The sequence below is a fragment of the Paenibacillus tabacirhizosphaerae genome (genome assembly GCF_040812395.1).
In the GTDB taxonomy this organism is placed as follows: Bacteria; Bacillota; Bacilli; order Paenibacillales; family NBRC-103111; genus Paenibacillus_E.
This window is the reverse complement of record NZ_JBFNXH010000006.1, coordinates 191,358-209,210: the sequence shown is the minus strand read 5'-3', so window position 1 is coordinate 209,210 and position 17,853 is coordinate 191,358. Positions and strand designations below refer to the sequence as shown.

14 protein-coding genes, 1 tRNA gene and 2 riboswitches are annotated in these 17,853 nt (G+C 47.7%); of the genes, 8 read left to right on the top strand and 7 right to left on the bottom strand.

Translation table 11 applies throughout. The annotated features are described in order from the left end of the window. Positions 1-74: 74 nt before the first annotated feature. From metE to ABRS97_RS13435, 6 genes are all read right to left on the bottom strand, one after another. Positions 75-2,375 (bottom strand): 5-methyltetrahydropteroyltriglutamate--homocysteine S-methyltransferase, encoded by a 2,301-nt coding sequence (gene metE, locus ABRS97_RS13460; RefSeq protein ID WP_367814603.1) that lies wholly within the window; start codon positions 2,373-2,375, stop codon positions 75-77. A 157-nt stretch (positions 2,376-2,532) separates the two neighbouring features. After that, a riboswitch (cobalamin riboswitch) is annotated at positions 2,533-2,732 on the bottom strand. Between the two features lie 25 nt (positions 2,733-2,757). Continuing rightward, positions 2,758-3,606, bottom strand: a complete 849-nt coding sequence (locus ABRS97_RS13455) for an energy-coupling factor ABC transporter ATP-binding protein (protein WP_367814601.1) — start codon at positions 3,604-3,606, stop codon at positions 2,758-2,760. Then, positions 3,603-4,406, bottom strand: a complete 804-nt coding sequence (cbiQ, locus tag ABRS97_RS13450; protein WP_367814599.1) for a cobalt ECF transporter T component CbiQ — start codon at positions 4,404-4,406, stop codon at positions 3,603-3,605. Before cbiQ ends, ABRS97_RS13455 begins: the two co-directional genes overlap by 4 nt. After that, positions 4,403-4,681: an energy-coupling factor ABC transporter substrate-binding protein gene (locus ABRS97_RS13445; protein WP_367814597.1), complete on the bottom strand. Its 279-nt coding sequence runs from the start codon at positions 4,679-4,681 to the stop codon at positions 4,403-4,405. Before ABRS97_RS13445 ends, cbiQ begins: the two co-directional genes overlap by 4 nt. Beyond that, complete coding sequence (locus ABRS97_RS13440) at positions 4,681-5,451, bottom strand: energy-coupling factor ABC transporter permease (RefSeq protein WP_367814595.1); 771 nt, start codon at positions 5,449-5,451, stop codon at positions 4,681-4,683. Before ABRS97_RS13440 ends, ABRS97_RS13445 begins: the two co-directional genes overlap by 1 nt. A gap of 142 nt (positions 5,452-5,593) precedes the next feature. Beyond that, positions 5,594-5,783: riboswitch (cobalamin riboswitch) on the bottom strand. A gap of 132 nt (positions 5,784-5,915) precedes the next feature. Next, positions 5,916-5,989: transfer RNA gene (locus tag ABRS97_RS13435), tRNA-Arg, on the bottom strand. Between the two features lie 242 nt (positions 5,990-6,231). Here ABRS97_RS13435 and ABRS97_RS13430 point away from each other — a divergent pair. The 6 genes from ABRS97_RS13430 to ABRS97_RS13405 all read left to right on the top strand — a co-directional run bounded on the left by ABRS97_RS13430 (position 6,232) and on the right by ABRS97_RS13405 (position 12,783). After that, positions 6,232-7,062 (top strand): hypothetical protein, encoded by an 831-nt coding sequence (locus tag ABRS97_RS13430; RefSeq protein ID WP_367814593.1) that lies wholly within the window; start codon positions 6,232-6,234, stop codon positions 7,060-7,062. 145 nt (positions 7,063-7,207) lie between these two features. Continuing rightward, complete coding sequence (gene tig / locus ABRS97_RS13425) at positions 7,208-8,509, top strand: trigger factor (protein WP_367814591.1); 1,302 nt, start codon at positions 7,208-7,210, stop codon at positions 8,507-8,509. A gap of 247 nt (positions 8,510-8,756) precedes the next feature. Further along, positions 8,757-9,347 carry an ATP-dependent Clp endopeptidase proteolytic subunit ClpP gene (gene clpP / locus ABRS97_RS13420; RefSeq protein ID WP_367814589.1) on the top strand — a complete coding sequence of 197 codons (591 nt, stop codon included), beginning with the start codon at positions 8,757-8,759 and terminating at the stop codon, positions 9,345-9,347. Between the two features lie 12 nt (positions 9,348-9,359). Next, a complete protein-coding gene (gene clpX / locus ABRS97_RS13415; RefSeq protein WP_367814587.1) occupies positions 9,360-10,628 on the top strand; it encodes an ATP-dependent protease ATP-binding subunit ClpX in 1,269 nt (422 codons plus the stop codon). A 96-nt stretch (positions 10,629-10,724) separates the two neighbouring features. Further along, positions 10,725-11,825: a flavodoxin-dependent (E)-4-hydroxy-3-methylbut-2-enyl-diphosphate synthase gene (ispG, locus tag ABRS97_RS13410; RefSeq protein ID WP_367814585.1), complete on the top strand. Its 1,101-nt coding sequence runs from the start codon at positions 10,725-10,727 to the stop codon at positions 11,823-11,825. A 148-nt stretch (positions 11,826-11,973) separates the two neighbouring features. Further along, positions 11,974-12,783 (top strand): divergent polysaccharide deacetylase family protein, encoded by an 810-nt coding sequence (locus ABRS97_RS13405; RefSeq protein ID WP_367814584.1) that lies wholly within the window; start codon positions 11,974-11,976, stop codon positions 12,781-12,783. Here ABRS97_RS13405 and ABRS97_RS13400 read toward each other — a convergent pair. Continuing rightward, positions 12,776-13,453 carry an N-acetylmuramoyl-L-alanine amidase family protein gene (locus tag ABRS97_RS13400; protein WP_367814582.1) on the bottom strand — a complete coding sequence of 226 codons (678 nt, stop codon included), beginning with the start codon at positions 13,451-13,453 and terminating at the stop codon, positions 12,776-12,778. The genes ABRS97_RS13405 and ABRS97_RS13400 overlap by 8 nt on opposite strands. A gap of 176 nt (positions 13,454-13,629) precedes the next feature. Here ABRS97_RS13400 and lonB point away from each other — a divergent pair, with 176 nt between their 5' ends. Then, the gene (gene lonB / locus ABRS97_RS13395; RefSeq protein ID WP_367814580.1) at positions 13,630-15,348 is read left to right on the top strand and encodes an ATP-dependent protease LonB; all 1,719 of its coding nucleotides are present in this window, start codon (positions 13,630-13,632) and stop codon (positions 15,346-15,348) included. Between the two features lie 147 nt (positions 15,349-15,495). Next, positions 15,496-17,841: an endopeptidase La gene (gene lon / locus ABRS97_RS13390; protein ID WP_367814578.1), complete on the top strand. Its 2,346-nt coding sequence runs from the start codon at positions 15,496-15,498 to the stop codon at positions 17,839-17,841. The last annotated feature ends 12 nt before the right edge of the window (positions 17,842-17,853 follow it).

Sequence of the window (17,853 nt, the reverse complement as noted above, 5' to 3'; positions counted from 1 at the left end):
CAAAAAAGTGGCTGAGCAAGGAAGATATTGCCCAACCACTTTATTTCAAGCGTTAGTTCATGCTGGCTTGACGATTAAGATACAGTTGCTTGTCGTCCTTTTTCTCTAAACAGCTTGGCGGCCTCAACCATGACTTTTAGCGAAGCGACCGTTTCGCCCAAGCCTCTTGTTTTCAGGCCGCAGTCAGGGTTAATCCAGAACAATGCCGGATCCAGCACCTGGAGGGCGCGTTCGATCATGCCGAGCATTTCATCGACCGACGGAACGCGTGGACTATGAATATCGTAGACGCCAAGCCCGATACCTTGATCATAGGTGTGCTCCTCGAAGCTATGAATCAGCTCGCCATGGCTCCGCGAGGTTTCGATCGAGATCACATCCGCATCCAGCGCGCGAATGGAGTCGATAATGTCATGAAACTCGCAATAACACATATGCGTGTGAATTTGCGTGGTGTCCTTAACTGTTGCTGTGGACAAGCGGAACGCAAGCACAGACCAGTCCAGGTAAGCCTGCCAGTCCTGTTTCTTCAGCGGCAGGCCTTCGCGCAAAGCGGGTTCGTCGACTTGAATCATTTCAATGCCGGCTTGCTCTAACGCCTCGACTTCTTCACGAAGCGCGAGCGCAATTTGGTAGGCAACTTGCTCGCGAGTCATGTCGCTTCGGACGAATGACCAATTCAGAATGGTGATTGGCCCTGTCAGCATGCCTTTTACCGGCTTATTTGTGAGCGATTGCGCATACGCTGTTTCCTTCACTGTCATCGGACTCACGAAGGCCACATCGCCAAAAATTACCGGCGGCTTCACGCAGCGGGAGCCGTAGGATTGCACCCAACCACCACCTGTAAACGCGAATCCGGCTAACTTCTCTCCGAAAAATTCAACCATATCTGTACGCTCGAATTCGCCATGAACGAGCACATCCAAGTCGAGCTCTTCCTGGAGCGTGATCCAATGCTTGATCTGCTCTTGAATGAACGTCTCATACTGCGTCGTTGTCCATTCGCCGCTTCTCCAATTTTTTCGCGCATTTCTCACTTCAATCGTTTGCGGGAAGCTGCCGATCGTTGTCGTTGGCAGGAAAGGGAGCTGCCATTTTTCCTGCTGTATCGCCCGGCGTTCAGCGAAATTGCTGTTTCTGCGGGATGGCGCGCTGGAAACCTCAGCAGCAGCTTGTTGTACCTGCTTGTTATTTCTGTAGGCAGAGGCGCTTAGAGCGGCAATCGCGGCCTGGTTTTGTACAAGTTCAGCGGCAATCGCAGCTTTTCCTTCGGCCAGAGCCTTGGTCAGGATGGAGATCTCTTCCAATTTTTCTTCAGCAAAAGCTAATGCTTCTCGTAAAACGGGTTCTAATTTAGCTTCTTTGCGTGTGGAAACGGGAACATGAAGCAAGGAACTGGATGGCTGAATGATGAATCGATCTGGAGAAACAGATTTCGATAGGGTGGCAAGCAGTTCAAGCTTCTGCTCAAAATCCGCTTTCCAGATGTTGCGTCCGTCAATAAGCCCTACCCCCAACGTTTTATCAGCAGGGAAGCCGTGTGCCTGAATATGTTTCAGGTTAGCCTCGAGTCCATGAACGAAATCGAATCCAATGCCCTGCACGGGCAATGACACGATCTCTTCGTAATGTTCCACAGAATCGAAATAGGTTTGCAGCATCAAATTCAGCTTGGGCGCTGCTGCGGCCAGCTCCGAATAAATATGTTTCACGCGGGCAATGTCTGCACCCGTCAAGGATTGAACGAGAATAGGCTCGTCTACCTGTACCCATTCGGCGCCTTCTTGCTCCAGCTCAACCAAAATTCGCGTATAGAGCGGAAGTAATTTACCGATAAGCGCATCGATTTGCTCGGCTTTATACCCTTTTGAAAGCTTCAAGAACGTATAGAGCCCAATTAGTACGGGTTTTCCTTGAATACCCAGCTTTTGCTTGGCCTCGCGGTAAGCTTCTAGCGGTTTGTTTATTGTCAACACAGGCTCAGCTTCATTCAATTCAGGGACGATGTAATGATAGTTCGTATTCAACCATTTCGTCATTTCACAAGCGGTAGCTCCGTGACTGCCGCGAGCCATCGCGTAATAAGTGGAGAGGGGGACGACGCCTCCGTTATAGGCAAAACGCTTAGGCACGATGCCGAACATGGCCGAAGTATCGAGCATATGGTCATAAAGGCTGAAATCGCCGACAGGGATGAGCGAAATCCCCTTGTCCTGCTGCACTTTTAAATTGCCGATACGAATGTCTTCAATTTGTTTAAGGAAATCAGCTTCCTCCAGCTTGCCTGCCCAAAAAGCCTCCAGCGTTTTTTTCCATTCTCTGTTCTCTCCAATGCGGGGATATCCCAAATTGCTGCTTATAATTGTAGTCATGATATAACTTCCTCTCGGTCATTTTTTGGTTTAATGCGAATCTAGGCAAAATAAAGAGGCATCCTTAACCTGTTTTTGAAAAAGGTTAAAGATGCCTCGTCTGTATGTATACAGTGGCTGCCATCTCTAACACCTCCCTATCTCCCGTAGGTAAAAAACAGTGCTGTCAGAATAGGCAGGTCTCCTGGCTCCAGAATCATCATCAAACGCCTGCCTTCCCAATCATCCGATCAGTGGCGGTTATGGCGTTGATTCCTCTGTTACAGTGGCGGGACCGCGTCGGCATATGCACCGAACTTCCCTTTTAAGCTCTGAATGCGAGTAAACGTTCAGAGCACCTATTCCCACATATGAAATTGGTTGAATCTGAATAATCATACAATTAAACTAATAAATATGCAAATGATTTTTGCAACAGCGCTTTATAAGCTTCTATATTCCTCGGCGGTTCAACGGTTTGGCGCACGGATTCGGGCAGCGCTTGCCAGATGTCCAGCAGCATGGGCTTGTCTAACCCCAGCGCTGCGATATCCTCCGTACGGCTGAATATCTCATAGGGCGTTCCTGCCATCACGCATTGCCCCTTGTCCATAACCAGAAGCCAGTCGGCCCACGCATAGGCCAGATTCATATCGTGAGTGGCCATCACAAGTGTGACCCCTTGGCTATGAATGCGGTTAAGCTCTTCCACGAGTTGGGCTTCTGAGATTCGATCCAGATACGCTGTAGGCTCATCCAGGAGCAGCAGCTTCGGTTCAAGCACGAGAACGCCAGCGAGCGCCACGCGTTTCTTTTGACCAAGGCTTAAGTGATGGATAGGCGTATGGGCCAGATGGTCGAGCCGCATTGTGCGCAGAATTTGATCCGTGCGCAGTTTAATTTCGGCTTCCGGCACTTCTGCGTTGCGCAAACCGTAAGAAACATCCTCATAGGGCGTGTTGAGAATAAGCTGCTGCTCCGGGTCTTGGAAAACGAGACCCACTTGCTGACGCAGCTGCTGAAGTGCTCTGCGTTTGTAGGACATCGGCTCGTTTTTCCAAATCACCTGGCCGGACGAAGGCGGATGAATGCCAATTGCGTGTAAAAAAAGCGTGGATTTGCCCGAACCGTTATGTCCGCATATCGCTATTTTTTTCTTTTCTGGAATGCGTATGTTTAGCTGTTGCAAGGCCTCCTTTGAAGTGCCTGGATAGCGGAAGCTTACGTCAACCATTTCTAAAATCGATGTCATCGGATATTCCTCCAGCGAAGCCAAATTTCCAGTGATAGCAATAACCCAACACCGACAAAGCTCTCAAACCTGTATCGCAGTGAAACGGGAGATGCCTCATACGGCGCCATGTGAATGTCATCTGTAAAGCCTCGTGATAAGAGGCCATTGAAGAGTGCCTTGTACCGCTGCATGGCTTTCATAAACATTCTTACGATCAAGATAGCCGTATCTTTCAGCTTGCTTCGAAAACTTGATTGGCCGCCTCTGGCCTTCTGGGCTACGAACATGTCATGTGCCGTTTCAGAAAGGATAAAGAGGAAGCGATACATAATGAGCATAATTTCGATCACCAAAGATGGGATACGAAGCCGTTTCATAACTTGGAGCAACTCCGAAAAAGGCGTGCTGAACATTATAAATGTCATGCAGGAGAGGCTTGCCAGTACGCGTAACAGCAATTTGCCAGCAAGCAAAAGACCTGTCGAAGAGACGAATGCTGTCCAATTCATACATGTATAAGATATGATGTCCGATGAAGCCTTAAGCGTGTCTTGTGAAGGTCGAATTTCAACAATCAGTGCGGGCAAGCTCGCTGAATAAAACAGGCAAGCTGTGCCTATTACAAGAAAGTAGTACTTGAGGGGGATGCGGGCGTAGCCAATGGTCCAAAGCATCATCCAGAGCGATAAGAGGATCTGCACAGCGGGATGAGAAAGATAGGACAAGAGCAGTAGAACAGCTGCGAATCCGCATTTCCACATTGGCGAAACGGCACGTAACGAATTACGATATGAGAGCGTATCGATCAGCTTGATCATTTGGATTTAGTTGCTTTGCCTTTGAAAAAGCCAATCGCAAATCCGATGAAACCGGCTCCGATGGCTGCCTGCAGGGCGAAGAGCAAGCTTTCTGTTTCGGAAGGAAGCTCAAAAAAGGACGAAAACCATGGTTGATAAGAAGGGTGCAAAGTTTGAATCAATTGCTCGGCGGCATTGTCTGATCCTCCAAATTCGCCTTTGACAAAAACGAGCGGTAAAACGCCTAATAACACAACGGTGCTAAGCATCATGATATTTTTCGTGGAAGCTTTCATTATTCTTGTACTCCTTTCATTTTTCGCTGCAGGATAGAAAGTTCAGTAGGGCTGTATGCTTGAATCCAATTCCAAATTAATACGGTTAGAATGCCCTCACTAATGGCAAGCGGTATTTGCGTAATGGCGAAAATGCCGCCGAATTTCAAAAATGAAGCCATAACGCCACCATGCTCAGCCGGAAATGCAAGAGCTAATTGAACAGATGTGACTACATAGGTTGACAAGTCTGCGAGCGCTGCGGCTGTAAAAATTGATAACTTTTGCTTTCCGGACGCTTTCATCATGGATTTGTAGACGAAATAACCGACAATAGGACCTGACACGGCCATGGAAAACGCATTCGCTCCAAGGGTGGTTAGCCCGCCATGGGCCAGCAATATCGCTTGGAACAGCAAAACAATCGAACCGAGCACGCTCATTGGGAGCGGGCCGAACATAACTGCGCCTAAGCCTGTACCTGTTGGATGGGAGCTGCTCCCAGTAACGGACGGGATTTTCAGCGCGGATAAGACAAAAGTAAAGGCGCCGGCAAGCCCGAGCATAATTTTGAGCTCAGGAGCCTCTTTCGTAATTTTAATGAGCGATCGAAGCCCCAGGAAGAAGAAGGGCAGGAATGCCGCCCACCAGAATATCGCCCATCCGACAGGGAGAAATCCTTCCATAATGTGCATCGCATACGCTTGCTGAGGCTCATTGACAAAAAGATAAAGAGTGAAGCCCATCACGAGCAGCAAGAGGCTCGTAAGTTTCTTTTTTCGTTGTTTCATTCGATCTTTTCCTCCTAAAAATATGTAATAAAAAACAAATAAGACCAATCCGTGTGGATTGGCCGTGGGTACGCGCGAAATAGCCGACAACATCGAGTTTGCCGAATCTCTTGCCGTACACCGCTCCTTTCCGCGAAGGCTTGTGGGTGCTTAGATGGAGGTAGGTCTCCTGGCTCTCGGATCGTTGTGTTCTTTCGCCTTCCCTGATGTGGCATCAAGTGACATGTGTGAAAGAAACTCCCCGATTACAGTGGCGGGACCGCTCGGGAGTTGCACCCGATTCCCTGTTACCCCTTGCTGCACACAAGGGCACCTCATCTATTGAAATCTGAAATTTATACTGATTATAGCATATGAATGGGAAGAGATGTTGAGAATAACAAATTTGTCTGGAGGGATGCAGGGCTCGCCAAAACGACAAAAGAGACCGCAGAATTGTGCGGTCTCTTTCTATTAAAATAGTACGTCCCAGGAGGGATTCGAACCCCCGACCGCACGCTTAGAAGGCGTGTGCTCTATCCAGCTGAGCTACTGAGACACAGACTCGTTTCGCCGTTGGATCGCAATCCGTTTTAGCGAAGCAAGAGTTATATTATCACATTGATTTCAATGAAGTCAACCCTGTTTAAACATTTATTTTGCAATCGCCATAACAATCAAGTAAACTGACTCCAGTAAGACCAAGCGCTTGAGGTGATCATCATAACAGAACCATCTAATAACAATCTTATTCTTTTTCCCAAAACAGAGCAGTTGTATGAGGAAGAGATTACGCGTTTTTTGCAAAAAGAACTCTATGACGAGGCGCAGAAGCGGCTGACCTTTTTGCTGCAATTTTCAACCGTCGAGCAGTCCAAGCGAGATCAATGGGAAGCCCTGCTCCAGTGGCTCCAAACGATGCATCCCGAAACGGTGTTTCCAGCCATGGAAGCAACGGAGGAAGAACAGGAAGAAGAAGAGGAACTGCTTCGCCAGTATATCCAAGATAAAGCGAAGGACAATGCTGCATTCGGCGAGAAGCTATTGAACAACCTTCGGGAAGGCACGCTGGAACAGCAAGTAACGGCACTGGAGCAATTAGCTTTTGTTGATCTGCAGGATGCCGGTCAAGCGGTGAAACTGTGGGTTGTCGAGAAGCCTCGGCATCCCTATATTCAATTTAAGGCGCTGCAAACGCTGCGGCATATGGGCGAACGCGGCTTCATAGAACTGCCTAAGAATGGGGCGGCTGTCTTCGTGGAGATTGAAGAGACTCCGCTGTGCCCGGAAGATTTTCCAACGCAAATTCAGGATATGATCCGCAGAGTCGGGGAAATTAGTGAGGTGGATCAACCTGATTTCGTCTATTTTGCCAGTCAAACATGGCAAGAATTCCTCGCGTATGCTTATGGAACCTCTATCTATTCAGATTTGTTGAAATTGGAGGAGGGAGCAGTCGATGTTTGGGCATCCGCTTTGCACACGGTTCTTCAAGAGAGACTGTTCGGCAGCGCGAACCGGGAGGAGCTTCTTGATACCTACGGCATTGTCGATTCGATGAAATTGCAATGGAAGCGGGCTCATATCACGCTGCAAACGTACATGAACCAGATGAACCCAGAACGTTCATAAGTGAAGGAAGCATCTGCCTTGAAATGAAAATGTTATATGTTATAATAGAATGGTTATAATGGTAGGTAGGGGTATTTATTTGAACACTCCACTTGCCAGAACGTGAAAATATGTCATGGTACATTTTTGGAGGGGAAGGCATAAAATGAAAGCAAGTTGGGAAAAAATAGAGAAGAACGTAGGCGTTCTTGAAGTGGAAGTTGGCGCGGATCGCGTCGCAGATGCACTGGATAAAGCATTCAAAAAAGTATCCGCGAAAGTGAACGTCCCAGGTTTCCGTAAAGGGAAAGTACCTCGTTCTATCTTTGAAGCTAAATTTGGTATTGAAAGCTTGTATCAAGATGCTTTAGATATCATTTTACCTGAAGTTTATGTACAAGCTGTCGAAGAGGCAGGCATTGAGCCTGTTGATCGTCCAGAGGTTGACGTTGAGCAGTTCGGCAAAGGTCAAGTTCTGAAATTCAAAGCGAAAGTAACGGTTAAACCGGAAGTTACACTTGGCGACTACAAAGGCATTGAAGTTGAAGCGGTAGATGCGGCTGTAACGGACGAAGAAGTGAATGAAGAACTGAAACGCCTTCAACAGCGTCATGCGGAACTTATTGTTCTTGAAGAAGGGCAAGCTGCTAATGGAGATGTCGTTGTTCTTGATTTCGAAGGATTCGTTGATGGCGAAGCTTTCGAAGGCGGCAAAGCGGAGAAATACTCCCTTGAGCTTGGCTCCAATAGCTTCATCCCAGGTTTCGAAGAGCAGCTCGATGGCCTTGCGAAAGACGAAGAGAAAGAAGTTGAAGTTAACTTCCCTGAGAACTATCATTCCGAAGACCTTAAAGGTAAAGCGGCTGTGTTCAAAGTGAAAATTCACGACATCAAACGCAAGAACCTGCCAGAGCTCGATGATGAGTTCGCCAAAGACGTTAGCGAGTTCGATACGCTTGATGAATACAAAGAAGATATGAAAAAAAATCTTCAAGAGCGTAAAGAAAAAGACGGAGAAGCAGCTAAAGAAACGGCTGTTGTCGAAAAAGCCGCGGCAAACGCCGAAGTTGAAATTCCAGCAGCTATGGTAGAAGCTGAGCTTGATGTTATGGTGAAAGAATTCGAAAGACGTCTTCGCTCCCAAGGCATGACGCTCGAAATTTACTTCCAATTCTCCGGCCAAAACGAAAGCGTGCTGAAAGATCAAATGAGAGAAGACGCTGAGAAGCGTGTTCGCAACAACCTCGTTCTTGAAGCGATCGCAGCAGCTGAGAAAATCACGGTATCTGATGAAGAAGTCGATGCAGAACTTGAGAAATATGCGCAATCTTACCAAAGATCTGCAGCAGAACTTCGCGAGCTGTTCGCTTCCAATGGCAGCCTTGAAGGTTTGACAAATGATTTGGTTGTAAGAAAAACCGTAGACTTCCTGCTCGAAAATAGCAAGCATGTTTCCGCAGCAGTGTAAATAAGGTAAGTAAAGGCACGTTCGTAACGCTGGCGTGCCTTTCTTTTACCCTATTTTTGGCCTCAATTTGCCTCACATAAGCAAGAAAATCCCGCATACATAGCTGTACCCTGAAAAAATGACTTTGCTGCTCAAACGTGTTAAACTGTTACTTAGGTGGAGAAGGAACATGAAAATTTTCCTGTTTCCGTCAATAGATCCCGCATAGGGTGAAACATGGCTATTTGCCGTAAAAGGAGTTGGTACAATGAGTCTTATTCCTATGGTTGTTGAACAAGAGGCTCGTGGGGAACGTTCCTACGATATCTACTCGCGCCTGCTCAAGGACCGCATTATCTTCATCGGGAGCGCCATCGATGACGATGTGGCTAATTTGGTCATTGCCCAGCTGCTCTTTTTATCCGCTCAGGATCCTGAGAAGGATATCCACTTATATATCAATTCCCCAGGTGGGTCTGTAACAGCGGGGATGGGTATCTTTGATACCATGCAGTTCATTAAGCCGGATGTGTCTACGATCTGCGTAGGCATGGCTGCAAGTATGGGTTCCTTGCTGTTAACAGCTGGAGCTAAGGGCAAGCGATTTGCGCTGCCTAATGCAGAAGTAATGATTCACCAGCCGCTCGGAGGCGTTCGAGGTCAAGCGACCGATATCAAAATCCATGCGGATTGGATTATTAAAACAAAGCAAAAACTCAACCAGATTTATGTGGAGCGTACGGGACAGCCGCTTGAAAAGATCGAAAGAGACACCGATCGCGATAACTTTATGAGCGCTGAAGAAGCGAAAGCATACGGTTTAATCGACGAGGTTATCACTCGAAACGACTTGAAATAAAGGAGTGATCCCATGTTTAAATTTAACGATGAAAAAGGCCAACTCAAATGTTCCTTTTGCGGGAAATCCCAAGACCAAGTTCGCAAATTAGTTGCAGGTCCAGGGGTTTACATTTGTGATGAATGTATAGAGCTTTGCACGGAGATTGTTGAAGAGGAACTGGGCCATGAGGAAGAGCTGGACCTGAAGGATGTTCCGAAGCCGAAAGAAATTCGCAACATTTTGGACCAATATGTCATTGGCCAGGATCAAGCGAAGAAATCATTAGCTGTAGCGGTATATAACCATTACAAACGCATCAACTCGCAGAACAAGCTTGAGGATGTTGAACTTCAAAAAAGTAACATTGTGCTCTTAGGGCCGACAGGAAGCGGTAAAACGCTGCTTGCGCAGACGCTTGCCAAAATCCTTAACGTTCCGTTTGCGATCGCTGACGCGACTTCTTTGACAGAAGCTGGTTATGTGGGCGAAGACGTAGAGAACATTTTACTGAAATTGATTCAAGCAGCCGATTACGATGTGGAAAAAGCTGAGCGCGGTATTATTTATATCGACGAAATCGATAAAGTGGCGCGCAAATCCGAGAACCCATCGATTACGAGAGATGTTTCCGGAGAGGGCGTTCAGCAGGCATTGCTGAAAATTCTTGAAGGTACAGTTGCTTCAGTTCCTCCGCAAGGCGGACGTAAGCATCCTCACCAAGAATTCATCCAAATCGATACAACGAACATTTTGTTTATTTGCGGCGGAGCCTTCGATGGCCTCGAGCAGATCATCAAACGCAGAATCGGCAAAAAAGTCATCGGATTTAGCACTGACGGCATGAAAGTCGATTTGAAACCAGGTGAGTACCTGTCCATGGTGCTTCCGGAAGACTTGCTGAAATTCGGATTAATTCCAGAATTCGTTGGTCGTCTACCGGTTATTTCAACTTTGGAGCCACTAGATGAAGCAGCTCTTGTTCGTATTCTTTCCGAGCCGAAGAATGCTTTGGTGAAGCAATACCAGAAGATGTTGGAGATGGATAATGTATCGTTGGAATTCGACGCAGAGGCGCTTGACGCGATTGCCAAAGAGGCGATTAAACGTAATACAGGCGCGCGCGGTCTGAGAGCGATCATAGAGAGCATTATGCTTGACGTGATGTTCGAAGTCCCTTCGAGAACAGACGTCTCTACTTGTATGGTGACCAAAGAAACCGTGCAAAACAAAATAACGCCTGTTTTGACAACCAAAGAAGGCGGACAGACGACTGGCAAGAAGAAAGAAGAAAGTGCGTAACCCATAATTTCACAAATTCAACACACAGCCTCCAATCCGGTTTCCTACATGGAAATTGGAGCGGAGGATGTTTGGTGTCATGGGAGAGAAACCATAATGTTCCATAGAAAAGATACCCGCCCTGTCCGGGTGGGCGATTTAACGATAGGTGGCAGCAACGAAGTCATCATCCAAAGTATGTGCACAACGAAAACGGCTGATGTCAAAGCTACGGTCGCTGAGATCCACCGCCTTGAAGAAGCGGGCTGCCAAATTGTTCGTGTAACGGTGAACAATAAGGAAGCTGCGGAAGCTATCAAGGAAATTAAAAAGCAAATTCATATTCCGCTTGTTGCGGATATTCATTTCGACCATCGTTTGGCGCTTGCCGCAATTGAGAACGGAATTGATAAGGTCCGTATCAATCCTGGGAATATCGGCCGTCGAGAGAAGGTCGAAGCCGTTGTTAAAGCATGCAAGGAGCGTGGTATTCCGATCCGTATTGGGGTCAATGCCGGCTCGCTCGAGAACCACTTGCTAGAGAAGTATGGGTATCCTACGCCTGATGCCATGGTAGAAAGCGCCTTGTTCCACATTAATATTTTGGAAGAGCTTGATTTCCATGATATTATCGTTTCGCTCAAAGCATCTGACGTTCCCATGGCAATTGCTGCTTACTCCAAAGCCGCGAAGGCATTCAACTATCCGCTGCACCTTGGCATCACAGAGGCTGGAACGCTGTTCACTGGCGCCGTGAAGAGTGCTGCAGGTATCGGTGCCCTTCTGAACATGGGGATCGGTAATACGGTCCGAATCTCGCTTAGTGCTGACCCTGTCGAAGAGATAAAAGTAGCGCGCGAATTGCTCAAAACGTTCGGATTGATTACGAATGCTGCAACGCTAGTCTCTTGTCCGACATGCGGTCGTTTGGATATTGATTTATTCTCCATTGCCAATGAGGTTGAGGCGTACATCGCCAAGATTAAAGTGCCCATCAAGGTTTCGGTGCTTGGGTGCGCGGTCAACGGCCCTGGCGAAGCACGTGAAGCCGATATTGGCATCGCAGGCGCTCGCGGCGAGGGCATGCTTTTCCGATACGGGGAAATGATTCGTAAAGTTCCAGAAGCAGATCTGCTGGCTGAGCTAAAGAAAGAAATTGACATTATAGTTGACTCTTACGAGAAAACGGGAGTGATCCCAGGACGCAAGCATTCATAAAGAGACCAAGAAGCCCAAGAGGATGGATGAAATCCTTTTGGGCTTTTTTGCGCATATTCCTTGGGAAAGAGAAGCATAATGAGTAAATCTGGAAAGCTGATGCTTGCCGCGCCAGTTAAGCTGGTGAAAAATTCGAAGGAGAATGATTATGCGCACAAGGAAATTATTATCAGTGACTCTCCCGTTAATGATGAGCGGCTTGCTGCTTATACATCCGTTCCAAGCCAGGGCACTGGATGAACCCATGCCGCCGATGCAGGAAACGGCCAAACCTGGTAAGCAAATCGCCATCGTCATTGATGATTTCGGCAACAATATGGATGGTACCACGGAAATGCTCAATCTGGGGATTCCGCTCACCGTAGCTGTCATGCCCTTTTTGCCGTCAACAAAGCAAGATGCCCAGTTAGCTCATGAAAAGGGCCATGAGGTCATTTTACATCTGCCGATGGAGCCTGTGCGCGGCAAGAGAAGCTGGCTGGGTCCAGGATCGATAACAACCGATCTCTCCAATGACGAAATTCGCAAGAGGGTGCTAGCGGCAATCGCTGACGTACCTTACGCCATAGGGATCAATAATCATATGGGATCTAAGGCTACAGCCGACGAAAGGGTTATGAAAATAGTCGTGGAGATTTGTAAAGAAAAGGGCTTGATGCTGCTGGACAGCAGGACGACACCCAAGAGTTTAGTCGGCAAGCTCGCTGGACAAATGGGTGTGCCCTATTCGGAAAATCAGCTCTTTTTCGATGATCTCTACACCTATAGCCACATTAATAAACAAATGAATAAATTCAAGAAACTTGTTCACGAAAGAGACATCTGCATCGCCATTGGACACGTAGGCCCTCCGGGAAAGAAAACCGCGCAGGTGATCAAGGAAGCCATTCCTTCTCTTGGAAAAGAAGGTACCTTTGTATCAATTTCCAAAACAATGAAGATGCAAACCGTTAAGTAGGATGAATCATAGCAAAATATTGCTGTACAGCCGTGCTGATCGCTTCCGCCAGCTTTGCTTGGTGGTGGGAGTCGTTCAGCAGCTTGCGGTCCGTTTTGTTCGTGATGAAGCCTAGCTCAACGATGACAGATGGACATGTCGTATGCTTGAGTACGAAATATTTTTTTCCGTATACAGGAAGCTCATCTGTCCCGTAAACACGGTTTAATGACTGCTGCAGCAAATGTGCAAGCAAAATGCTGTCGGATTGATTTTGATAAATGACAAGCGGGCCGCGCCGGGAAGGTCTGCCTGCATTAATATGCATGCTAAGCATGATTTTGGGCTGTAGGGTATTCGCTATTCCTGCTCTTTGGGCGAGATCTTTGCGATGTCTTCCGCCAAATGACCAGTTGTTATCATCACTTAACGCGTAATCCTCTTTGCGGTTGATGGCAACTCGAAAACCTCTCTTTTTAAGCAGTTTGTAAGTTTTCTTGGAGATGGCTAGATTCATAGCTTTCTCTTCATATTTTCCGAACATGGCTCCGCTGTCTACTCCGCCATGCCCAACATCAATCAGCACATCAGCACCTGGCAGTAAGGGATTGTCTACGCTTTGCGCTATGGCATCCGTACTTGTTATACAAAGTGAAATGGTAAGTACAAGGATGGCAAGGATTTGCTTCATGAAACCACATCCTTCGCATCAATATCTACTCTATATGTTTCTTCGAATGAAGGTCTGTCATGCATCCTGCAAAAGTTTGCATAGATTGGATTAACCTTCTTTTACACGGGAATAATGAGTGGTATAACGATTTGCGATTACGTTCTTAAGAATGAAAACGTTTAGGAGGTAGGAAGATGAGCTTAAGTATTATTCTCATGGTAATTCAAGTGTTTTTCGCTGTTGTGATCGGATTGTATTTTTGGAATTTGCTGCGCAATCAACAGACGAATCGGTCTGCGGTCGATAGAGAGTCCAGAAAGGAATTGGAGAAGCTGCGTAAGCTGCGCTCTATCTCCTTGACGAAGCCGTTGTCTGAGAAAACGCGCCCAACCTCCATGCAGGATATCGTTGGCCAGAAAGAAGGGCTCAAAGCTTTGAAAGCTGCGCTATGCGGTCCGAACCCGCAGCATGTTTTGATCTATGGCCCTCCTGGCGTCGGTAAAACCGCGGCTGCCCGGGTCGTTTTGGAAGAAGCAAAGAAAAACCAGGAATCCCCTTTCCGTCCTGATTCTAAATTTACAGAAATCGATGCGACTACAGCTCGTTTTGACGAGAGGGGGATCGCTGATCCGCTAATTGGTTCGGTGCATGATCCTATTTATCAAGGCGCAGGAGCCATGGGGGTTGCCGGTATTCCGCAGCCTAAGCCAGGAGCCGTTACGAAAGCGCACGGAGGCATCTTGTTTATTGATGAGATTGGTGAATTGCATCCTACCCAAATGAATAAATTATTAAAGGTACTGGAAGATCGCAAAGTTTTCCTGGAAAGCGCCTATTACAGCTCAGAAGATACGAATATTCCCAATTACATTCACGACATTTTCCAAAATGGGCTGCCTGCCGACTTCCGGTTGGTAGGGGCGACGACTCGGACACCAAGCGAGATTCCGCCGGCTATTCGCTCGCGCTGCCTGGAAATATTTTTTCGGCCTTTGCTTCCAGAAGAGGTAGGCGAAATTGCGCAAAAAGCGCTGAAGAAAATCGGCTTCCAAGAAAGTCCATCCGCTGTGCATGTAGTCACTCGATATGCGACCAATGGCAGGGAAGCTGTAAACGTGATACAGCTTGCAGCAGGCATAGCTTTGACAGACAAACGGGAAGAGATTACTGCGGCTGACATCGAATGGGTCGTAAATTCGTCACAAATTCCGCCGAGACCTGAACGTAAAGTGCCTGCTCACCCGCAGGTTGGTTTTGTGAACGGCTTAGCTGTTTATGGCCCTAATTTGGGCACGCTGCTAGAAATTGAAGTTAGCGCTATTCCAGTCGTCGTACCGGGAACAGGTAAATTCAACATCACAGGCGTTGTGGATGAAGAAGAAATGGGAGGAGGCTCCCGAACGATACGCAGAAAGAGCATGGCCCGTGGATCGGTCGAAAATGTGCTCACCGTGCTGCGTAAGTTGGGATTCAATACGTCAGACTATGATCTGCACATTAATTTCCCGGGAGGGGTTCCGATTGATGGACCTTCTGCAGGAATTTCGATGGCTACGGCGATTGCCTCCGCGATACATAAAATACCTGTGGACAACAAGCTGGCGATGACAGGCGAGATGAGCATTCACGGCAAAGTGAAGCCTGTGGGAGGCGTTGTGGCGAAAGTAGAAGCTGCTTTCCAAGCGGGGGCCACCAAGGTCGTAATTCCAAAAGAAAACTGGCAAGAGATGTTTGCAGATCTGCCCGGCGTAGAAGTAATAGCTGCGGAATCGATTGAGGAAGTGTTGCAGATAGCGCTTGGCATTGAACTGCAGGACAATGTGATTCCTTTGCCGCTTTCGGCTGATCGGGCAATTTCCGCAAGCGCATTACCTATCTTGCACGCTAAATCTCCTAACTCCATAGAATCGTAAAAACGGGCTAAGAAAGCCCTGGAAACCGCATCAGAGCGCCAATTGGTGTTTTGTTTGCGATTTTGATAAAATGTAAAAGCAACAGGGATATCAAACTGAGCGACTTTGATCGTGGATCAAAGATCCCTATATATGGAGGTGCAGAGGATGGGACCTGGTAAAATCAAGGTGCGCAGATTGCCGCTTTTACCTTTAAGGGGACTGTTAGTCTATCCCAGTATGGTTTTACATCTGGATGTGGGACGAGAAAAGTCAGTAAAAGCGCTCGAACGGGCGATGGTTGACGACAGCATGATTCTCCTCTGCTCTCAATCCGAGATCAACATAGAAGAGCCCTCCAAAGAGGATATTTACCGTATAGGCACCATTGCAAAAGTAAGGCAAATGCTCAAATTGCCGAACGGGACGATTCGTGTTCTCGTAGAGGGCGTCCTGCGGGCTGAAATTACGGAATATCTCGTTAACGACGAGTATTATGAAGTAACAGCCAAAGAACTGCCGGAGCAAGAAGTCACAGACCCGGAAATCGATGCATTAATGCGCACAGTGCTGAATCAATTCGAACATTATATCAACCTTTCCAAAAAGGTCACGCCAGAAACATTGGCGGCTGTTTCCGATATTGATGAGCCCGGCCGCTTGGCCGATGTTATATGCAGCCATTTATCGCTGAAAATTAAGGATAAACAGGAGATTCTCGAAACCGTCGATGTGCGTGAACGTCTGGAGAAAATGCTGAACATCTTGAATAATGAACGCGAAGTGCTTGAGCTGGAGCGCAAAATCAGTCAACGCGTCAAAAAGCAGATGGAAAAAACGCAGAAGGAATATTACCTTCGTGAGCAGATGAAGGCTATTCAGAAGGAACTGGGCGACAAAGAAGGGCGAGCGGGCGAAGTCGATGAGCTCCGCGCACAGCTTACGGAGGCTGAATTGCCTGACAAAGTGCGGGAAAAGGTTGAGAAGGAAATTGATCGACTGGAGAAAATGCCTTCCACCTCAGCCGAGGGCGGCGTCATCCGTAATTATATCGACTGGCTGTTAGGACTTCCTTGGTCGAAACGGACAGAGGATGATCTTGACCTCATCAAAGCGGAGCAGATTTTGAATGAAGATCACTTTGGATTGGAAAAGCCGAAGGAACGCGTGCTGGAATATTTGGCTGTTCAGAAGCTTGTTCAAAAACTGAAGGGACCTATCCTTTGTCTAGTCGGTCCTCCGGGCGTAGGGAAAACCTCAATTGCTCGCTCTATCGCTAGATCCATGGGAAGACAATTCATCCGCATCTCGCTTGGCGGCGTACGCGATGAAGCTGAGATCCGCGGCCATCGCCGCACTTATGTAGGCGCGATGCCAGGGCGCATTATTCAAGGGATGAAAAACGCAGGCGCGAACAATCCTGTTTTCCTCCTCGATGAAATCGATAAAATGGCCATGGATTTCCGTGGCGACCCTGCTTCTGCATTGCTTGAAGTACTTGATCCGGAACAGAATAGCACTTTTAGTGATCATTTCATTGAAGTCCCGTTTGATTTATCCAATGTGATGTTCGTGACCACGGCCAATGCTGTCCACAACATCCCGAGACCACTGCTTGATCGGATGGAAGTTCTTTATATTCCAGGTTATACGGAAATCGAGAAGCTGCAAATTGCCAAGAAATATTTGCTGCCGAAGCAGAAGCGCGACCATGGCTTGCAAGATGAGCAGTTGAATGTGGATGAAGCTGCGCTGATGAAAATTGTGCGAGAGTACACCAGAGAAGCGGGTGTGCGCAATTTGGAGCAGCAGGTGGCAGGCATGAACCGCAAAGCGGCCAAACTGATTGTGTCTGACCCGTCAACGCCGGTACATGTGAGGGAAGACAACCTGAAAGACTTTCTGGGTCCAGCCAAGTTCCGCTATAATGTCGCTGAAGAAAAGGATCAAATCGGCGCTGTAACAGGTCTCGCCTGGACGGAAGTCGGCGGTGACACGCTTGTCATTGAAGTGACGGTGATGCCTGGAACAGGGAAATTGACTTTGACAGGTAAGCTCGGTGATGTGATGAAGGAATCAGCGCAAGCTGCTTTTAGCTTTACGCGTTCACGCGCTGTGGAGTTTGGGATAGCCGCCGATTTCCATGAGAAGAACGATATTCACATTCACATTCCCGAGGGTGCGATTCCCAAAGATGGGCCATCTGCAGGAATCACGATGGGTACAGCGCTGATCTCGGCACTCACGAATATTCCGGTTTCTCGCAAAGTCGCGATGACCGGTGAAATAACGCTGCGCGGCCGCGTCCTGCCGATCGGCGGTTTGAAAGAGAAGGCGCTTGCCGCCCATCGCGCAGGTATCCGCACCATTCTGCTGCCGCAGGATAATGAGAAGGACATTATCGAAATTCCAGAAAGTGTCCGCAATGAGATGACGTTCATTCCGGTGAGTCATATGGATCAAGTGCTGGAACACGCGCTTGTGAAAAATAAGCCGCCAGCCCACGTCGGATAATTACAGAAAGTA

Excerpts from the sequence above, each read along its gene's own strand:
- metE (WP_367814603.1), bottom strand. The coding sequence starts at position 2,375 with ATGACTACAATTATAAGCAGCAATTTGGGATATCCCCGCATTGGAGAG.
- ABRS97_RS13455 (WP_367814601.1), bottom strand. The coding sequence starts at position 3,606 with ATGACATCGATTTTAGAAATGGTTGACGTAAGCTTCCGCTATCCAGGC.
- cbiQ (WP_367814599.1), bottom strand. The coding sequence starts at position 4,406 with ATGATCAAGCTGATCGATACGCTCTCATATCGTAATTCGTTACGTGCC.
- ABRS97_RS13445 (WP_367814597.1), bottom strand. The coding sequence starts at position 4,681 with ATGAAAGCTTCCACGAAAAATATCATGATGCTTAGCACCGTTGTGTTA.
- ABRS97_RS13440 (WP_367814595.1), bottom strand. The coding sequence starts at position 5,451 with ATGAAACAACGAAAAAAGAAACTTACGAGCCTCTTGCTGCTCGTGATG.
- tig (WP_367814591.1), top strand. The coding sequence starts at position 7,208 with ATGAAAGCAAGTTGGGAAAAAATAGAGAAGAACGTAGGCGTTCTTGAA.
- clpP (WP_367814589.1), top strand. The coding sequence starts at position 8,757 with ATGAGTCTTATTCCTATGGTTGTTGAACAAGAGGCTCGTGGGGAACGT.
- clpX (WP_367814587.1), top strand. The coding sequence starts at position 9,360 with ATGTTTAAATTTAACGATGAAAAAGGCCAACTCAAATGTTCCTTTTGC.
- ispG (WP_367814585.1), top strand. The coding sequence starts at position 10,725 with ATGTTCCATAGAAAAGATACCCGCCCTGTCCGGGTGGGCGATTTAACG.
- ABRS97_RS13405 (WP_367814584.1), top strand. The coding sequence starts at position 11,974 with ATGCGCACAAGGAAATTATTATCAGTGACTCTCCCGTTAATGATGAGC.
- ABRS97_RS13400 (WP_367814582.1), bottom strand. The coding sequence starts at position 13,453 with ATGAAGCAAATCCTTGCCATCCTTGTACTTACCATTTCACTTTGTATA.
- lonB (WP_367814580.1), top strand. The coding sequence starts at position 13,630 with ATGAGCTTAAGTATTATTCTCATGGTAATTCAAGTGTTTTTCGCTGTT.
- lon (WP_367814578.1), top strand. The coding sequence starts at position 15,496 with ATGGGACCTGGTAAAATCAAGGTGCGCAGATTGCCGCTTTTACCTTTA.